Genomic DNA, 17,670 nt, shown 5'->3' on the forward strand with positions numbered 1-17,670 from the left:
TTGGCGCATGGGCCTGCCAGCTCAGCTGGCCAGGCCGCGCCCCCCTTTGCGCAGGCTTTTGCCATACTCGTTGGGCTGGCGTACCGCGCGGTGCACATCCTCGCAGGTCATGCCAATGCCCTGCAGAAACTGATCGCGCAACTGCAGCACGGTGTCCACCGAATCATCCGAGGCATCGATCAGGTAACCCTGGATGCGCTCCATCTCTTCGATCTGGCTTTCGCTGAACGTGGGCTTGGCCCACAGCGGCAACATGGCGCAAGCGGTGAGGCCCCAGGCCAGGGGCCGGTGATGCACCTCTTGGGCCAACATCACCTGGTTCAACTCTTCCAGCTCGCTGGCATCCAGGTCTTCCACCAGGCCCTGCTCGATCACCTGGGCGGCCACCACCCGGGGCTCGGCCACATCAAGCACCACCCGGCACATGAGCAGCTCGCCATGGGCGCGCAGGCGGTGCCGCCAATGCCCCTGGTACAGACAAGCCGGGGCAATTCGTTGATCGCTGTCTGACGATACATTGTCAAACCAGTTCATGGCGCCATCCTCCGTGAGATCGATCGGTTTCAGGAAGGTGACCTCTGCGGCATTGCAAAGGCCACTGGTGACCATCATGCAGAAATCGGGCCGGCTTTGGTGGCCCGAATTGGCAGGAATATGCCGATTCGGGGTTTTCATGCAACGGGGCAGCACCAAGTCATCATCCGGCGATATGCTGTTGCTCCGCACTTCACAGATCGCTGGGTTTCTGGCTGTTGCCGCGCGATGGCGCCACGGGGTATTTCCGGGCATTGATGACCATCTTGCGGCGGGCGGCGTCCATCAGGTCGATGTTCAAGGCCGATGACAACTGCACCAGGTACAGCAGCACATCGGCCATCTCAAACGCCACGGCCTGGCGCTGGTCGGCATCCAGCTGATGGCTTTGCGCCTCGGTCAGCCACTGGAAGTGTTCCAACAGTTCGCTGGCCTCCACCGTCAAGGCCGATGCCAGATTTTTTGGCGAATGAAATGGCTGCCAATCGCGGTCTTGCGCGAACTGGTTCAGGTCTTGGGCCAGTTGTTGGAGTGGGTCATCCATGGTGTGCAGGCAGAATGCGGTCACCCTCATTCTGCAGCCGATCCGTGACACCCTTCCAAGCCTTGCTCGATGCCATCGCCACCATCGAGTTGCCCGCCGAGGCGCAGCGTGTCTTCCATGGCCGAGGCGGCTTGTTCCCGGGTTGCGAGCAGTGGTCGCTGGATTACTTCACGCCAGTGTGGCTGCTGACCAGCTTCCAAGTGGTGAGCGATGAAGCGCTGGCGCCCATTCAAATGGCCTTGGCGCAACGCTGGGCCCAGATCGCGCCAGGCCAGGCTTTCACCCTCGTGCTGCAAACCCGCGACGATGCGCGGGCCGACGCCCGCGTGCTGGCCGGCGAAGTGCCCGAGCCTCATGTGGTGGAGGCGCAAGGGGCGCGCTACCGGGTGCACTTGCTCAAGGGCTTGAACCACGGCCTCTTCCTGGACATGGCCGAGGGCCGGCGCTGGGTTCACCAGCACGTGTCATCACGCCCTGGTTTGAAGAAGGTGCTCAACCTGTTCGCCTACACCTGTGCCTTCTCGGTGGTGGCCCTGCAGGCCGGCGCCAGGCAAGTCGTCAACGTGGACATGAGTGGCGCCGCGCTGTCCATCGGCAAGCAGAACCACCAGCTCAATGGCCTGACCAGTGGCGCCAGCTTTCTGCCGCACGACATCTTCAGCTCGTGGGGCACGATCAGCCGCCGCGGCCCTCATGACCTGATCATCGTGGACCCGCCCAGTTATCAAAAGGGCAGCTTCGTGGCCGAGAAGGACTATGCCAAGCTCATGCGCCGCCTGCCTGATCTGCTGGCACCCGATGGGCATGCGCTGCTGTGCCTGAACTCGCCCAAACACAGCGTGGCCTTCTTGCAGGATCAGATGATGGAGCTGGCGCCCGATTTGAGCTTCGTCGAGCGCGTGGCCAACCCGGCGGTGTTCGAAGATGTGAGCAGTGACCGGGCCTTGAAGGTGCTGGTCTACAAAGCCAGGCCGCTTGATCCGGCGATCACCTGATCCCGGTGACCGCGTTGGCCCGCGCACTCACGGTGAACGGGCCGTCGCCGGCTTGCAGGCGCTGACGCACGTTCTCTTTCAAAGCCGCTTTCTGGTCGGCCGGCAGCTCGTCGATCATGCCGCGGATCATGTTGCTGCCCGAGGCGCTGTTCCAGTACTCCTCGAAGTTTTCAAATGAACGCTGCACGGTGATCTGCGTGGTGCGCACATCGCGCAGGCCAGCTTGCACCCACAGTGCTTGGGAGGCCTCAATGGTGGACGCCTCCACGCTGACCGGCATGCTGGGCGTCAGGCCGAACTTGAGCATCTCTGCGCCAATGGCCGACAGTGGAAAGCCCTTGTTCAGCATGTCCCAGTGGTAGGCCGCCACGATGCCGCCGGGCTTCACGGCGCGGCACATCTCGGCCAAGCCCTTGGCCGCATCGGGCACGAAGAAGAGCACCAGCGCCATCACGGCGACATCGCGGCTGCCATCGGCCACGGGCACGTGCAACGCATCGCCTTTCCTCCAGCTGACGGGCGCATCGATCGGCAAGCGCTGGCGTGCATAAGCCAGCTGTGCATCGGAAGGGTCGATGGCCTGCACAGCGGAGGGGGCGCAGCGCTGCACGATCAGTTCGGTGAAAGCGCCATTGCCGCAACCGACATCAACCCAACTGGCCTGCTTGGGCGCGTTGATCCAATCGAGGAACTGCTGACCCACCAGCAGGCTCCACCTGCCCATCATGGCTTCATATGCGGCGCCGTCTTCGAAGCGGATGGTCTGGTCTGGCATGTTGATTCTCTGAGGTTGAACAAGAAGCAGGCAGCATACCGGCAAGCACTACACTGCCTCGCCATGAAGATCTCCCAACGCGCCCAGGCCATCACGCCCTTCTTGGCCATGGAGTTTGGCAAGCGCGCCGCCGCGCTTGAAGCCGCTGGCCACCACGTGGTCCGCCTCAACCTGGGCGAGCCCGACTTTGGCGCGCCACCGGCCGTGCGCGCCGAGCTGCAGCGCATCATGGGCAGCAACACACCTTTGCCCTACACGGGCGCTTTGGGCTTGCCCGCTTTGCGCGAGGCCATCGCCGGTTTCTACCAAAGCGCGCACGGCGTGTGCATCAGCCCCGAGCGCGTGGTGGTGACGGCTGGTGCCTCGGCCGCCTTGCTGCTGCTCACCGCTGCGCTGGTCGACCCGGGCGACGAGGTGCTGGTGGGCGATCCTTCTTATCCTTGCAACCGGCAGTTCTTGAGCGGCTTTGGCGCCGATGTGCGCCTGGTGCCCACCGATGCCGCGTCACGCTTTCAGCTGGATCTGGCCGCCGTGCAACAGCACTGGAGCCCGCTCACCCAGGGCCTGATGATCGCCACGCCCTCGAACCCCACCGGCACCTCGGTGCCACCGGCCGAGCTGACCGCCATCTGCGATTGGGCCCGTGCCCATGGGGCCTGGCGCATCGTCGATGAGATCTACCTGAACCTGAGCGATGTGGATGCTTCGGCCTCAGGCCAGCCTGCACAAACCGCACTGGCCTTTGACCCGAGTGCGTGCGTGATCAACAGCTTCTCCAAGTACTTCGGCATGACCGGCTGGCGCCTGGGCTGGGCCGTGGTGCCCGATGAGCTGGTGCCGGCGATGGAAAGGCTGGCGCAGAACTACTACATCTGCGCACCCACGCCGGCCCAAATGGCCGCGCTGGCCTGCTTCACGCCCGATTCCATCGCGGTGTGCGAGGCCAGGCGGCATGAGTTTGCCGAGCGGCGTGCGCTGGTGCTGCAAGGCCTTGAAGACATCGGCCTGCCCGTGCCCGTGCGGCCGGATGGCGCGTTCTATGTCTACATCGATGTGAGTGGCACGGGTCTGGACGCGATGCGCTTTTGCGAGCGCACGCTGGAGGAGGCGCATGTGGCCCTGACGCCGGGGGATGACTTTGGGGCGTGTGGGGCCGCCCAGCATGTGCGCTTGTCGTATGCGGCTTCGCAGGATGATTTGCGAGAAGGTTTGGCACGGCTCAAGCGCTTCGTGGCAACGATTTGAACCAGAAGAGCATACAGTTAGCCAGCCCTGTTACCCACTCCGCCATGACCCGCCAAATCAAACAAGCCCTGCTCCTGGCCCTGCTCTCGCTGCGCGACATGTTGGCCTCGGTCGGCCCGGTGTTGTTCCTGGCCGTGGCCCTGCTGGCTGGCGCTTATTGGTGGCTGGACCCACAACCCCCTCGCACCGTCACGCTGGCCACGGGGCCCGCGGACAGCGCCTACGCCGAATTCGGGCAGCGCTACGCCCAGGCGCTCGCCAAGGACGGCATCCGCGTGCAGCTGCTCACCACCGACGGCCCGGCAGGCAACCTGGCAGCACTGCGCCAAGGCCAAGCCGACGCCGCCTTCGTGCGCGGTGGCAGCGCCAACATGGACGGCGATGGCAGCAAGGACATCATGTCCCTGGGTGCCTTGTTCTACGAACCGCTGTGGTTGTTCTACCGCCCCGCCGCATTGACCAGCCACAGCACGGCCCCGGCGAAAGGCAAGCCCCCCGCCATGGTTGATGCGCGCCTGACATCGCTCAGCCAACTGCGCGGCCTGCGCGTCAATCTAGACCAGCGCGGCAGCGGCGTGCCCGAGCTGATGGACCGTCTGCTGCAGGCCAATGGCCTGATGTCCAACGAGATCATCGCCAGCGAGATGGCCCCCGACGCGGCCGCTCAGGCCCTGCAAGAGGGCCGGATCGACGCCTTGGTGCTGATGACCGCGCCGGAATCGCCCGTGGTCCAGCGCCTGGTGCAACAGCCCGGCATCTTGCTGGCCGAACTGCCGCAAGCCGACGCGCTGGCCAGGCGCTTTCCCTTCTTGCAAACAGTGACGCTGCCGCGCGGCATGGTCGACCTGGCGCGTGACCTGCCGCCCGAGGACATCGGCCTGCTGGCGGCCACCACGGCCTTGCTCACCCGCGATGACACCCACCCGGCCCTGCGCCAGTTGTTCGCACAGGCCGCGCAGCAGATCCATGGCGGATCAGGCTGGTTCAATGGCACGCGCGATTTTCCGAACACGCGCACCAGCGAGTTGCCCGTGAGCCCCGAGGGAGACCGCGCCATCAATGGCACGCCGCCGGTCTACCAACGCTATCTGCCCTTCTGGGCCAGCAACCTGCTCGAGCGCATGTGGCTGGTGATCGGCGGTTTGATCGTGCTGCTGCTGCCCCTGTCACGCGTGGTGCCGCCGCTGTACACCTACCGCGTCAGGCGGCGCGTGTTCCGCTGGTACGAGCGACTGCGGCAGGTGGAGGCGCACATGGAAGATGGTGACGCCGAAACCAGCGAGTTGCTGAACGAGTTGGATGAGCTGGACCGCGTGGCCGCGCAGATCACCGTGCCGCTGGCGCATGCGGACGAGTTGTACGCGCTCAGGAACAACATTGAGAAGACGCGGAGGCGCTTGTTGGGGCGTGGCACAGTCTCACCACTGGCGAGACAAGTGAACCATGGCTGACGACACCCATTCCCACAAGACATCTCTGATCAAACGCACCCTCTGGCTCGTGGCCGGTCTGTTGCTTGGCTTGGCCGTGATCCTGGCTTGGCAAACCTGGCGCTTCCCTTCGCGGCAGATCCAGGTCGAACCCCGGTCAGGCGTGGCGGTTGATGCCGCGGCGGCGGCAGGGCGCTTGAGCGCTGCCGTTCAGTTGCGCACCGTGTGGTCGGCCACTGATGCCAACGCGGCCTCCTTCGAGGCCTTGCGCCAACTGATCCAGACCAGCTACCCCAATGCCCACGCCACTTTGACGCGACAGGTCATCGGCCAGCACGCCTTGCTCTACACCTGGCCAGGCACGGACCCTCAGGCCAAACCCATCGCCTTGCTGGCCCACCAGGATGTGGTGTCCGTGGCGCCGGGCACCGACAAGGACTGGCAGGTGCCGCCCTTCTCGGGCACGATCCAGGACGGCTTCGTGTGGGGCCGTGGCGCCTGGGACGACAAGTCCAGCGTGATGGCCATCCTGGAAGCGGTTGAATCATTGGTGAAAGCCGGGTTCAAGCCGCGCCAGACCATCTACCTGCTCTTCAACGCCGACGAGGAAGTGGGTGGCGACGAAGGTGCCGCGCAGGTGGCCAAGCTGTGGCGCCAGCAAGGCATCAAGCTTGATTTCTTACTGGACGAAGGCTTGGTGATCACGCACGGCCTGGTGCCTGGCGTGAAGGCGCCGGTGGCCTTGGTGGGCCTGTCGCAAAAGGGCTACCTCACGCTCAAGCTCACCGCCAAGGGGCAACCGGGCCACTCCAGCCAACCGCCCAAGCGGCATGCGATCGGGGTGCTGGCCGAGGCCTTGCAGCGCCTGGAGGCCCATCCCTTGCCCGGCCGCCTGGAAGGCCTGCCCCGCGAAATGATGGAGTCGGTGGCGGCCGAGGCGAGCGGCCCGATGCGCGTGGTGTTGAGCAATCTGTGGCTGACGCGGCCTTTGGTTGAGCGCGAACTGGCCAAGACACCGGCTGCTGATGCCATGCTGCGCACCACGGCCGTGCCGACCATCTTGAACGCCGGTGAGTTGGAGAACGTGGTACCGGGGTTGGCGTCGGCCACCATCAATTACCGGCTGCTGCCGGGCAACACCAGCCAGGATGTGATCCAGCACGTGCAGCAGGTGGTTGAAGGCCTGAACGTGAGTGTTGAGCGCCAGCCCAAGGGTGCGGAGGCCGCGCCGGTTTCCAGCACCGATTCAAAAGCGTATCGGGCTTTGGCGCGCAGCTTGCGCGAGTTGCAGCCGGGCACGGTGGTGGCGCCGGGGTTGCTGATCGGGGGCACGGATTCGATTCACTTCGCGGACTTGGCAGAGACCATCCTGCGCTTTCGGCCCATTCATGCCACGGCCCAGGACTTGCCGCGCCTTCATGGCACGAATGAGCGCATTGGTGTGGCGCAGTATGCCGAGATGATTCAGTTTTATGAGCGGCTGCTGCGGAATGTCAACAAGCGTTGAATCGAACTGAACGTGCAGCTGACCGCGGCTGGCCCACGGCGCTCGTTATCGGCGCCAAACTTTATGCGTCGAATATTGTAGACAATTTCGACACGTCAAGGCAATATGTTGAACACTTCGACATGCCCCAAGGATGTGTCGAGTGAAATGCATTTTCTCGACACATGGCATTCGACACCCAAACCCCATACAACACGCTTCCTGACCTGCCCCCTGTGGGTGACATTGAAACGCGCGCCGTGCTCAAGGCTTGCATTGAAGCTCGCGCCGCCGTCGCCGAGGCCAAGGCAGCCGGCCTGCTCGTCCCCAACCAGGGCGTGCTGATCAACAGCATCCCTTTGCTCGAAGCCCAGGCCAGCAGCGAGATCGAGAACATCGTCACCACGACAGACCAGATGTTCCTGTTCGATGGCGCCAGCGAGTCCGAAGCCGACCCCGCGACCAAAGAGGCGCTTCGGTATCGCGCCGCACTCTGGCAAGGCTTCCAGCAACTCAAAGACCGCCCGCTAACCACCAACACGGCAGTCCAGATCTGCCGCGCCATCAAAGGCGTTGAGCTCGACATCCGCAAGACCCCTGGCACCACCTTGCGTAACGAACGCACTGGCGAGACCATATACACCCCGCCGGAAGGCGAAGCTCTGCTGCGCGACAAGCTGGCCAATTGGGAGCAGTTCATGCACGGTGCCCTGGCCGGTACCGATGCGCTGGACCCATTGGTGCGCATGGCCATCGGGCACTACCAATTCGAAGCCATCCACCCCTTTGTAGACGGCAATGGCCGCACGGGGCGCGTACTCAACCTGTTGTACCTGGTTGACCAAGGCCTGCTGGACATTCCCGTGCTGTACCTGAGCCGTCACATCATCCGCAACAAGGCTGACTACTACAACGGCCTGCTGGCCGTGACCACCGATGGCGCGTGGGAGCCGTGGATTCTGTACATGCTGCGCGGCGTGGCTGATACGGCCCGCTGGACCACACGCAAAATCGTGGCACTGCGATCACAGATCGAAGAGACCGCCGAGCGCATGCGCACGCAAGCGCCTCAGATCTACAGTCGCGAGTTGGCTGAACTGATCTTCGTGCGGCCGTATTGCCGCATTGCCCATCTGGTCGAGGCGGGCCTGGGCCACCGCCAGACCGCAAGCGTGCACCTCAAGCAACTCGTGGCCATCGGTATCCTTCGAGAACACAAATTAGGGCGGGAGAAGCTGTTCCTTAATCCCAGCTTCATCGAGTTGCTCAAACAGGATTGAACGGTCACGCCATGCAGCACCCCTTCTTCACAGGTCCGCAAGAGCACTTCTTTCGGCCTTTGACACACGGATGTTGCGGCCGACACCAAATTGAGTCAAAACGCTGGGCCATCCCATGAAGCTGTGAGCCGCCCATTTGGACACGCCAATGAGTGCTCAAGCGGGTTTGCATTGATCGGGCTGGCTCAAAGAGCCGTCGGCACACTGGCTCATCCTTCGCTCGGCGCCAACACGCGCAGGCACTTGCTGGCGCGAGACAGAGGATCGCCACCGGCGGAACGGGCAGTTGGGGGCGAGGTGTCCCTGACACCCTGCGCGCGGCATCAGAACGTTGCGCAGGCCCCCTTCCTCACGCGCGGCTGGATCTGCGCAAACGGTGTAGCCCGATGGAGGCCAAACCAACCAACATCAAAGCAAGAGTCTCCGGCTCCGGGACGGCCTGTACCGCATTGAATCCTGCAATTTGTTCGCCAACATAGGATCCCACCGAATCATTCAGAACGTTGCCGATCGGTTTCTGCTCCGCGGTTGGGTCTACCAAGCCCTCATTATCAAAGTTGCCCAAGTACTTGAAGAACTGGTATCGAACCACGACCGACGGGTCACCTTTCAGATCCAATGACTTGGAGACCTCATCGACTTTGCCTGGTTGCAGCACTTGCCACTCAATCTCAGTCTCCGGCATGTCATCAAGTGCAGCGACATCATCATTCTGGAATGCATGGTGCCCGCCCATCAAATCGTTGAGGCCCACGTTCTCGGGCAAGGTGGTCTGAACGATCTTGACCCAGTAAGCATTGTTTTGTGGAACAACCGGATCGACTTGCTGGGCCTTGATGACCGCAACCACCGGTGCAGCTGGTTGAGCTGGGGCGGGCGGTGGAGGCGGTGTGAAGGTCACTGATGGGATCGCCACATTCGCGGCAACCAGTGCCCCAGGCGCAGCCCCCTCGACAAGCCAGCTGTAGGTGGTCTTGGTGGGTGAGCCAAGCGTACTCACCCCAAAGTGGTCACAAGGCACATTCGGATAACCGACATTTCCGAATTTCCAGCAGCTTTCGCCAGGCGTATTGAAGACGCCCGAGGCCGTGGCGGCGGACCACACGCCATTGGTAAAATTGGCAAGGTAAGTCACCTTGGCACCAATGACATTGCCCACACCATCCTGCAAGTCGCTCACCGCAGGCAAGCCATAGCGTTCGACATCTCCAGGCGATGGCGTTCCGAAGTTGCGGTTCAGACCAAACACATCGGTGATCTCACTCTTCGTGATGCCCTCAAGTTCGATGACGAAGCCGTGCGCCGTTATGCCGGTGTCGTTCACCGCGTCGAAGTTGGCCAGGGATCCGAACGTTGGCGTTGCATGTGACAGCAACGGGGTGGACAGAAATGCAAGTGCAAGTGCAAGTGCAGATGCAGATGCAGATGCAGATGCAGATGGTCTGAACATGCTGGTTCTCCAAGATCTCACACGCGTCTTCATCATCAACCTCGTGAACTTGTGACAACTTTGGAATAGTTACACCGTCGGCAAGCCCAGATGTTGACGCACGTCAAATGCCAATTGCCTGGCTCTGCGGTCCTGCCTACTCATTCGCCGCGCACGTGCACTTCGCCAAGTAAAACGCCCGGCTATGCCGGGCGTTTTCTGTCGGAACCTTTCACTATCCGTGTCACCCGACAACGTCAAACGTCGATATTGGCAGCACGCAGCGCATTGCTCTCAATGAACTCCCTGCGCGGCTCAACCTCATCCCCCATCAGCATCACGAACACCCGATCAGCCTCGATCGCGTCTTCAATCTGCACGCGCAGCAAACGCCGCACGGTTGGGTCCATCGTGGTCTCCCACAACTGCGATGGGTTCATCTCGCCCAGCCCCTTGTAGCGCTGGCGCCCCACGGTGTTCTCAGCCTGCGTGATCAACCAGGCCATGGCCTCGCGGAAGTCCTTCACGCGCGCTTCCTTCTGCCGATCGCCTTCACCGCGCTTCACCACCGAGTCAGCGCCCAGCAGACCATTGAAGGTCGTGCCCGCCGTGCTCAGCGCCGCGTAATCGGCGCCATGCATGAAGTCGGCCGTGATGATGCTGCTCTTCACGTTGCCGTGGTAAATGCGGCTGATGCGCAGCACGTGCTTGTCGGTGCGCTCGTCAAACTCGGCGGTCACTTCGGCATCGTGCAGCCCGGCCTTCAAGGCCGCAGCGCTGGCCTCGGCTTGCTCCAGGGTGTCCAGGTTCAAGGTCAAGCCATTGGCCATGGCACGCAGGGCGTCCACGTCCATCCACTTGCTCAAGCGGTTGACCACATCATTGGCCAGCACATAGGCCTTGGCCAGTTCCACCAAAGGCTCGCCACTGATGGCGGGCTTGCCTGCGCCAGGTTCGATCAAGGCCGTGTCCAGCGCCACCTTCATCAGGTAGGTGTCCAGGTCGTGCGCGTCCTTCAGGTACTGCTCGTGCTTGCCATGCTTGACCTTGTACAGCGGCGGTTGCGCGATGTAGATGTGGCCACGCTCCACCAGCTCGGGCATCTGCCGGAAGAAGAAGGTCAGCAGCAGGGTGCGGATGTGCGCGCCGTCCACGTCGGCGTCGGTCATGATGATGATGCGGTGGTAGCGCAGCTTGTCCGGGTTGAAGTCGTCGGTGCCGCCACCCTTGCCGATGCCCGTGCCCAGGGCGGTGATCAGCGTGATGATTTCATTGCTGGTCAGCAGCTTTTCGTAGCGGGCCTTCTCGACGTTCAGGATCTTGCCGCGCAGGGGCAAAATCGCCTGGAACTTGCGGTCGCGGCCTTGCTTGGCAGAGCCACCGGCGGAGTCACCCTCCACGATGTAGATCTCGCACAGCGACGGGTCTTTTTCCTGGCAGTCGGCCAGCTTGCCTGGCAGGCCCATGCCGTCGAGCACACCCTTGCGGCGCGTCATTTCACGGGCCTTGCGGGCCGCTTCACGTGCCCGCGCAGCTTCCACAATCTTGCCGCAGATGATCTTGGCGTCGATCGGGTTCTCAAGCAAAAAGTCGGTCAGCAGGCGGCTGACGATGTCTTCCACCGGCGCACGCACTTCGCTGCTCACCAGCTTGTCCTTGGTCTGGCTGCTGAACTTGGGCTCGGGCACCTTCACCGACACCACGCAGGCCAGGCCTTCACGCATGTCGTCGCCGGCCACTTCCACCTTGGCCTTCTTGGCCAGGTCGTTGTCTTCGATGTACTTGTTGATGACGCGGGTCATCGCGGCGCGCAGGCCGGTCAGGTGGGTGCCGCCATCCCGCTGGGGGATGTTGTTGGTGAAGCAGAGCACGTTCTCGTTGTAGCTCTCGTTCCACTGCATGGCCACCTCGACACCAACGTTGGTGCCGAACTCAGAGATCTTGTCGCCCTGGGCATGGAACACCGTCGGGTTGAGGATCTTCTTACCCGTGTTGATGTACTCCACAAAGCCCTTGACCCCGCCGATGTAGGCGAAGTTGTCTTCCTTGTTGTTGCGCTCGTCGACCAAGCGGATCTTCACGCCGTTGTTCAAGAACGAGAGTTCGCGCAGGCGCTTGGCCAGGATCTCGTAGTGAAAATCGATGTTGTTGAAGATCTCGTCGTCGGGCAGGAAGTGCACTTCGGTGCCGCGCTTCTCGGTCTCGCCGGTCACGCGCAGGGGGCTGACTTCAAAGCCGTCGCGCATCTCGAGCAATCGGTCTTGCGGGATGCCTTGCTTGAACTCGATCAGGTGGGCCTTGCCATCGCGGCGGATGGTCAGGCGCAACCACTTGCTGAGCGCGTTCACGCAGCTCACGCCCACGCCGTGCAGGCCGCCCGACACCTTGTAGCTGTTCTGGTTGAACTTGCCGCCGGCGTGCAGCTCGGTCAGGGCGATTTCAGCGGCCGAGCGCTTGGGCTCGTGCTTGTCGTCCATCTTCACCCCGGTGGGGATGCCGCGGCCGTTGTCGGTCACGCTGATGGAGTTGTCGGTGTGGATGGTCACGACGATGTCGTCGCAATGACCGGCCAGGGCCTCGTCGATGGAGTTGTCGACCACCTCGAACACCAGGTGATGCAGACCAGTGCCGTCCGATGTGTCGCCGATGTACATGCCGGGCCGCTTGCGCACCGCTTCCAGGCCTTCCAGGATCTGGATGCTGCCTTCGCCATAACCGGCCGAGATTTGCGCCTCGGTTTGCGGCACGACGATGGGGTCGGGCGTGACGTCAGGTTGCTGCTCGGGATTCAGAGGGGTGTCGCTCATGGGAGGCCCAGAAAAGGAAAGAGCCCGGACAAGGTTGTCCGAGCTCCCCATTTTAACGTCTTTCCACCCCTTGAATCCGGGGTGTTTTCACAGGAGAAATCAGGCGCGGCGGCCGGTCCTGACGCGCCAGGCCATCAAGCCCAAACCCAGGCCCATCAAGGCCCAGGTGCCGGGCTCAGGCACGAGCGTGCGGGTGGGCAACACCGAGCCATAAGCGCTCATCAAGCCTGTGAAACCCACGGTCAGGGCCTGGTTGGAGGCATTTCGAACGTGGATGGAGAACGTGCGTTCCAGCAAGTTGGTGCCACTGGTGCCCAGGGATGAGCCATCAGCCACCACCACATCCGAAAATCCAATGGATTCGTACAAATTGACAGGCTCGCCACCGTCAAACACCTCGGATGCATCTGAATCGCCCCGCAGGGCAAACATGGTCAACTGAAAGCTGGCAGAGCCTGATGCCTTGATGCCCACCGGGTTCCAGGCGCGGTCTGCCAAGGTATTGGCATTGGCATTTGCCTGCAGGAGCAAGGTGCCGGTGAACACGGCATCTGTGTTGCGAGACAAGGTCCACTGGCTCGTCGCCGTGGCAGTCGACAGCAAAGAAGCCCCTTGGGGGACGGTGCGGTAAAAGCCGAAGGGCACATTGCTGAAAGTGGCTGCGTCGGCCGTCACTTGCGCTGAAAGGTTTCCGCCATCTTTGGAGGATTGGAGCAGGCCGGAGGTCAACGCCAGTTGGTCTTGCAACTTGGTGGTGTCCAGCAGGCTGCCGGCACCAAGGGTGGAAGTCCTCTGGTCTTGGATCGAGGTCAGGTAGGTGCCGCTCAGGCGAGCGTCACCCGCCAGTACAACAGAGGTGTCGGCATCGATGAGTTTCAAGGATGGCGAGGTGAAATCGAACTTGTTGAGGTCGGTTAGCTTGACGCTGAAATTGGTGAGTTGTGCTTGCCCCGTCACGACTTGAGCTTGCGCCAGCTGAGGCCATGGGGCCAGTGCGGCCGCCAAGGCCACCGACAAAACATTGAACTTGGACATGACACTCCCTGATGCGTTTTGAATAACGTGCATTGAACGACATGACCCAAGTCTTTCTGAACCGGAGAAACCCGGCATTCAAAAATCAGCGGCGGCCCTTGGTCCGCCAAGCCATCAAGCCCAAGCCCAGCCCCATCAAAGCCCAAGAACTGGGTTCTGGCACCGTCGTGGCCTCCAACGTGGCGGCCGTGCCCACGCTCATGAACAACTGGCCGCTCAGTTCGCCCATGCTGGCATTGCTCAGCCTCACGCTGAAGCTGTTGCGGAAACTGTCGCTCAGCAGATAGTCGGGGTCCAAGGACAAGCCCGAGGCATCCAGGATCTGCCGGGCACTGGCAAAAGCTTCGGCTGAATCACCAAAGGGCTCACCATCGGCACCATCCGCGCTGAGCCGCACAGCGGTGAAGGCCAGCATCGTCAGTTGCACACCGTATTGACCACCCGCCATGTGCTGCACCAGGCTGCCTTGGGTCAACTGGCTCAAATCCACATGGGCCTGGACCTGGGTGGTGCCATCGATCACCAAGACCGTGTTGGGCGACAAGGTCCAGGCATGGTCACCGACCAGGGGCGAGGGCACCCCACTGTCATCCACGCTGGAGCCGTAGCCACTGACCACCCCGGTGGAGTCGACGTACAGCCACTCGCCGGCTTGCGCGCCAACACCGTTCAAGTCCTGGACGGTGCTGGCTTTGAGTTGGGAGTAAGCGGTGTAGGCCGTGCCTGACCCGCCCGCAGCCAACTCCCCGGATTGAGAGGTGACCGAGCCAATGGGTTGGGAGAACACATCGTTGCTCAAGACCACATGCTGAGCATCGTTGGGTTGGTAGTACCCGGCATAGGCACCCACTTGGTTGAAGCGCACCCAGGGCGTGACGCCATCGCTGGGGTCCAGGTCTTCCAGGTGATAGGACAAACCACTGATCCAGGCCGATCCCGTGCTCAGGACTGCATCGCTCTGGGCCCATCCCGGGGTGCACAGGGCCAGGGACATAGCCCCGGCCAGCCAGGCTGATTTCATCGTCATCATCTTCATCTTCCCCACCCCGGTATTCCAGATCCTCAAATCCGCATCGGCATCACGACGTATTTGAAGCCTTCGATCTCGGGGTTGGTGATCAAGGCCGAGCTGTTGCTGTCGTGCAGCGACACGGTCACCATGTCCTGGCTCATGTTGGCCAGCACGTCCATCAGGTAACCCACGTTGAAGCCGATCTCGAAGGCGTCACCGCCATAGTCGATCTCAAGCTCTTCCTTGGCCTCTTCCTGCTCGGCGTTACTCGATGCAATGCCCAGGGCGCCGGGCGACACGTTCAGGCGCACGCCCTTGAACTTCTCGCTGGTCAGGATGGCAGCGCGCTGCAAGCTGGACAACAAGGTGGCGCGGCCCAGGGTGATGTGGTTCTTGTGGTTCTTGGGGATGACGCGGTTGTAGTCGGGGAACTTGCCCTCGACCAGCTTGGTCACGAACTCCAGACCACCGAAATTGAACTTGGCCTGGTTGCCAGCAAAGCGCATCTCGATCTGCTGCTCTTCTTCGGCTCCCTTGGGGTCGTCTTTCAGCAGGCGTTGCAGCTCGAGCACCGTCTTGCGCGGCAGGATGACTTCCTGCTTGGGCATCTCGACTTCGAGCGTGGCTTGCGCCAGTGCCAGTCGGTGGCCATCGGTGGCGACCAGGGTCAAGGTTTTGCCTTCGGCGACGAACAGGATGCCGTTGAGGTAGTAGCGGATGTCGTGCACCGCCATCGAAAAGTGCACCTGGCCGATCAGGCTTTTGAGCGTCTTTTGCGGCACGCTGAAAGCGGGGCCGAAATCGACGGCCTCTTGCACGAGGGGGAAGTCTTCGGCGGGCAAGGTCTGCAAGGTGAAGCGGCTCTTGCCGGCTTGCAGGGTCAACTTGGCCTGGTTGGCGGTGAGGGAGACGAGTTGGTCGCTGGGCAGGCTCTTGAGGATGTCGATCAGTTTCTTGGCCCCGACGGTGACGGCGTAGTTGCCATCGTCGCCATCGAGCTGGGCCGCGGTGCGGACTTGGATTTCGAGGTCGCTGGTGGTGAATTCGACGGAGCCGTCAGTCTTGCGGATCAGCACGTTTGCCAAGATGGGCAGAGTATGGCGACGTTCGACGATACCGGCAACCACCTGCAGGGCTGAGAGAACTTTTTCTTGAGCTGCTTTCAACACAATCATTTCAGTCTTTCAAATTGGTCGTCGTAGTAGAGGGCCGCATTTTTTGTGAACAACGCTATTTTGTCTTGTTCCATCAATGGTTTAGACCAATGACAAGCCTGTGGATGGCACCCGGCAACGTTTTGGGGACAACAGACAACAACTTTGGAAAAAGCCCAGGGCCTGTGGATAAGCAGGTGCTTGTCCTTTATTTATCCACAACCTTGTTGGCTTGACATTCTCCACTGCTTCGGCATCTGTTATTCGTCAGCCCTTCAGCGTCTGCTCGAGCACGTGCAATTGCTGGTTCAGTTCGGAGTCCTTGCCCCGCTCGCCACCGATCTTGCGCACCGCGTGCAGCACCGTGGTGTGGTCGCGGCCACCAAACAGTTCGCCGATCTCGGGCAGGCTTTTCTGCGTGAGCTCCTTGGCGAGGTACATGGCGATCTGGCGCGGGCGGGCGATGCTGGCCGGGCGCTTTTTGCTGTACATGTCGGCCACCTTGATCTTGTAGAAATCGGCCACCGTTTTCTGGATGTTCTCGACGCTGATCTGGCGGTTCTGGATGGACAGCAGGTCTTTCAGGGCCTCCCGGGCCAGGGCGATCGTGATCTCTTTGTGGTTGAACTTGGCGAAGGCCAGCACCTTGCGCAAGGCCCCTTCCAGTTCGCGCACATTGGCGCGCACATTCTTGGCGATGAAGAAGGCCACGTCTTCCGGCATGGTGATGGCCTCGACCTCGGCCTTCTTGATCAGGATGGCCACGCGCATTTCCAGCTCGGGCGGCTCGATGGCCACGGTGAGGCCGGCGTCGAAGCGGGACGTCAAACGCTCGTCGATGTTGACCAGGCCCTTGGGGTAGGTGTCGCTGGTCATGATGATGTGCGCCTTCTTGGCCAGCAGGGCCTCGAACGCGTTGAAGAACTCTTCCTGTGTGCGGTCCTTGCCCGCGAAGAACTGCACATCGTCGATCAGCAGCAGATCGAGGCTGTGGTACTTGGCCTTGAGCTCGTCGAACGTTTTGCGCTGGTAGTTCTTGACCACATCGCTGATGAACTGCTCGGCGTGCAGGTAGAGGATGCGCGCGTCGGGCTTGTCGGCCAGCAAGGCGTTGCCCACGGCGTTCATCAGGTGGGTCTTGCCCAGGCCCACGCCACCATAGATGAACAGCGGGTTGTACATGTGGCCGGGGGCGCCGGCCACGTGCAGCGCGGCGGTGCGGGCCATCTGGTTGGCGCGGCCGGGCACGAGCGTGTCGAAGGTGAGGGCGGGGTTCAGGCCCATGACCTGCGGGTGGGCGCGGTGGCCATTGCCCTGATGGTGTTCCGGAGCGCGCTGAGGCTGTTGATAACCTTGGCCCGGGCTGTAGCTGGCGGGCCCCTGCGGGATGTTGGCCGAGGGGCCGTTGTAGGCTTGATAAGCGCCTGGATGGGCATTGGCCGGCAGGCTCAGTCCGCCAGGGTTGCCCATGCCCGGCATGGGCATGGCCGGGCGCGGCACGGCGGCACGCACCGCCAGGGCCAGGTCGATCTTGACCGGGCCGCCGGTCAGCTCGCCGACGATGCTCTCCAGCCGGGCGCTGTATTGGGTGCGGATCCAGTCGAGCATGAAGCGGTTGGCCACGCGCACGCTGACCACGGTGTGGCCGTCTTGCAGGCTGACGTCGGCCGGAGGCAGGGGCCGGATCCAGGTGTTGAACTGCTGTTCGGGCAGCTCGGTGGCCAGGCGCTCGCAACTGCGTTGCCACAGACTCGACAGGTCGGCGGAGGGGTGGCTGGCGGCGCTGGATTCAAACGCACTCATGGGTGTGGACAAGTCCTGAAGTGGGCCGGCAATTCTAAGGTGACCGGGGGCTTCCAACACAGGTTATCCACAGATTTTTACCCAGGGTTGTCCAGGTGGGGCGCCGCACCCCTGGGCTTGGGGCATTGACCAAAGCCTCAA

The 17,670-nt window shown here is 62.1% G+C and carries 14 protein-coding genes; 5 read left to right on the plus strand and 9 right to left on the minus strand.

Annotated elements, in window-relative coordinates:
• Positions 1-21: 21 nt before the first annotated feature.
• On the minus strand, positions 22-534 hold the full coding sequence (locus LQ232_RS08325; protein WP_230179857.1) for a hypothetical protein: 513 nt from the start codon (positions 532-534) through the stop codon (positions 22-24).
• Positions 535-727: 193 nt separating this feature from the next.
• Positions 728-1,078 (minus strand): nucleotide pyrophosphohydrolase, encoded by a 351-nt coding sequence (locus LQ232_RS08330; RefSeq protein WP_230179858.1) that lies wholly within the window; start codon positions 1,076-1,078, stop codon positions 728-730.
• Between the two features lie 44 nt (positions 1,079-1,122).
• Here LQ232_RS08330 and LQ232_RS08335 point away from each other — a divergent pair, with 44 nt between their 5' ends.
• Positions 1,123-2,073, plus strand: a complete 951-nt coding sequence (locus tag LQ232_RS08335) for a class I SAM-dependent methyltransferase (protein ID WP_230179859.1) — start codon at positions 1,123-1,125, stop codon at positions 2,071-2,073.
• Here the strand turns inward: LQ232_RS08335 and LQ232_RS08340 are convergent.
• Positions 2,066-2,848: a class I SAM-dependent methyltransferase gene (locus LQ232_RS08340; RefSeq protein WP_230179860.1), complete on the minus strand. Its 783-nt coding sequence runs from the start codon at positions 2,846-2,848 to the stop codon at positions 2,066-2,068. The two genes, LQ232_RS08335 and LQ232_RS08340, sit on opposite strands and share 8 nt — an antisense overlap.
• Positions 2,849-2,911: 63 nt before the next feature.
• Between LQ232_RS08340 and LQ232_RS08345 the strand changes: the two genes are divergently transcribed.
• The 4 genes from LQ232_RS08345 (at position 2,912) to fic (ending at position 8,289) form a co-directional block, all read left to right on the plus strand.
• On the plus strand, positions 2,912-4,093 hold the full coding sequence (locus LQ232_RS08345) for an aminotransferase class I/II-fold pyridoxal phosphate-dependent enzyme (protein ID WP_230179861.1): 1,182 nt from the start codon (positions 2,912-2,914) through the stop codon (positions 4,091-4,093).
• Positions 4,094-4,137: 44 nt separating this feature from the next.
• Positions 4,138-5,544, plus strand: coding sequence for a TAXI family TRAP transporter solute-binding subunit (locus LQ232_RS08350; protein ID WP_230179862.1), 1,407 nt, complete (start codon positions 4,138-4,140; stop codon positions 5,542-5,544).
• On the plus strand, positions 5,537-7,030 hold the full coding sequence (locus tag LQ232_RS08355) for a M20 family peptidase (protein ID WP_230179863.1): 1,494 nt from the start codon (positions 5,537-5,539) through the stop codon (positions 7,028-7,030). Before LQ232_RS08350 ends, LQ232_RS08355 begins: the two co-directional genes overlap by 8 nt.
• A gap of 164 nt (positions 7,031-7,194) precedes the next feature.
• Positions 7,195-8,289 (plus strand): protein adenylyltransferase Fic, encoded by a 1,095-nt coding sequence (gene fic / locus LQ232_RS08360; protein WP_230179864.1) that lies wholly within the window; start codon positions 7,195-7,197, stop codon positions 8,287-8,289.
• Between the two features lie 349 nt (positions 8,290-8,638).
• On the opposite strand, the gene LQ232_RS08365 is transcribed toward fic, so the two are convergent.
• From LQ232_RS08365 to dnaA, 6 genes are all read right to left on the minus strand, one after another.
• Positions 8,639-9,739, minus strand: coding sequence for a PEP-CTERM sorting domain-containing protein (locus tag LQ232_RS08365; protein ID WP_230179865.1), 1,101 nt, complete (start codon positions 9,737-9,739; stop codon positions 8,639-8,641).
• Positions 9,740-9,975: 236 nt separating this feature from the next.
• Positions 9,976-12,525, minus strand: a complete 2,550-nt coding sequence (gene gyrB / locus LQ232_RS08370) for a DNA topoisomerase (ATP-hydrolyzing) subunit B (RefSeq protein WP_230179866.1) — start codon at positions 12,523-12,525, stop codon at positions 9,976-9,978.
• A 99-nt stretch (positions 12,526-12,624) separates the two neighbouring features.
• A complete protein-coding gene (locus LQ232_RS08375) occupies positions 12,625-13,560 on the minus strand; it encodes a PEP-CTERM sorting domain-containing protein (RefSeq protein ID WP_230179867.1) in 936 nt (311 codons plus the stop codon).
• Positions 13,561-13,645: 85 nt separating this feature from the next.
• Positions 13,646-14,587, minus strand: a complete 942-nt coding sequence (locus LQ232_RS08380; RefSeq protein ID WP_230179868.1) for a PEP-CTERM sorting domain-containing protein — start codon at positions 14,585-14,587, stop codon at positions 13,646-13,648.
• 35 nt (positions 14,588-14,622) lie between these two features.
• A complete protein-coding gene (dnaN, locus tag LQ232_RS08385) occupies positions 14,623-15,747 on the minus strand; it encodes a DNA polymerase III subunit beta (protein WP_230179869.1) in 1,125 nt (374 codons plus the stop codon).
• 246 nt (positions 15,748-15,993) lie between these two features.
• Positions 15,994-17,529: a chromosomal replication initiator protein DnaA gene (dnaA, locus tag LQ232_RS08390; RefSeq protein WP_230179870.1), complete on the minus strand. Its 1,536-nt coding sequence runs from the start codon at positions 17,527-17,529 to the stop codon at positions 15,994-15,996.
• Positions 17,530-17,670 lie beyond the last annotated feature (141 nt).

The organism is Aquabacterium sp. CECT 9606 (assembly GCF_918741295.1).
GTDB lineage: Bacteria > Pseudomonadota > Gammaproteobacteria > Burkholderiales > Burkholderiaceae_C > Aquabacterium.

Coding starts and splice junctions, on each gene's coding strand:
- LQ232_RS08325 (WP_230179857.1), bottom strand. CDS start 534: ATGAACTGGTTTGACAATGTATCGTCAGACAGCGATCAACGAATTGCC.
- LQ232_RS08330 (WP_230179858.1), bottom strand. CDS start 1,078: ATGGATGACCCACTCCAACAACTGGCCCAAGACCTGAACCAGTTCGCG.
- LQ232_RS08340 (WP_230179860.1), bottom strand. CDS start 2,848: ATGCCAGACCAGACCATCCGCTTCGAAGACGGCGCCGCATATGAAGCC.
- LQ232_RS08345 (WP_230179861.1), top strand. CDS start 2,912: ATGAAGATCTCCCAACGCGCCCAGGCCATCACGCCCTTCTTGGCCATG.
- LQ232_RS08350 (WP_230179862.1), top strand. CDS start 4,138: ATGACCCGCCAAATCAAACAAGCCCTGCTCCTGGCCCTGCTCTCGCTG.
- LQ232_RS08355 (WP_230179863.1), top strand. CDS start 5,537: ATGGCTGACGACACCCATTCCCACAAGACATCTCTGATCAAACGCACC.
- fic (WP_230179864.1), top strand. CDS start 7,195: ATGGCATTCGACACCCAAACCCCATACAACACGCTTCCTGACCTGCCC.
- LQ232_RS08365 (WP_230179865.1), bottom strand. CDS start 9,739: ATGTTCAGACCATCTGCATCTGCATCTGCATCTGCATCTGCACTTGCA.
- gyrB (WP_230179866.1), bottom strand. CDS start 12,525: ATGAGCGACACCCCTCTGAATCCCGAGCAGCAACCTGACGTCACGCCC.
- LQ232_RS08375 (WP_230179867.1), bottom strand. CDS start 13,560: ATGTCCAAGTTCAATGTTTTGTCGGTGGCCTTGGCGGCCGCACTGGCC.
- LQ232_RS08380 (WP_230179868.1), bottom strand. CDS start 14,587: ATGACGATGAAATCAGCCTGGCTGGCCGGGGCTATGTCCCTGGCCCTG.
- dnaN (WP_230179869.1), bottom strand. CDS start 15,747: ATGATTGTGTTGAAAGCAGCTCAAGAAAAAGTTCTCTCAGCCCTGCAG.
- dnaA (WP_230179870.1), bottom strand. CDS start 17,529: ATGAGTGCGTTTGAATCCAGCGCCGCCAGCCACCCCTCCGCCGACCTG.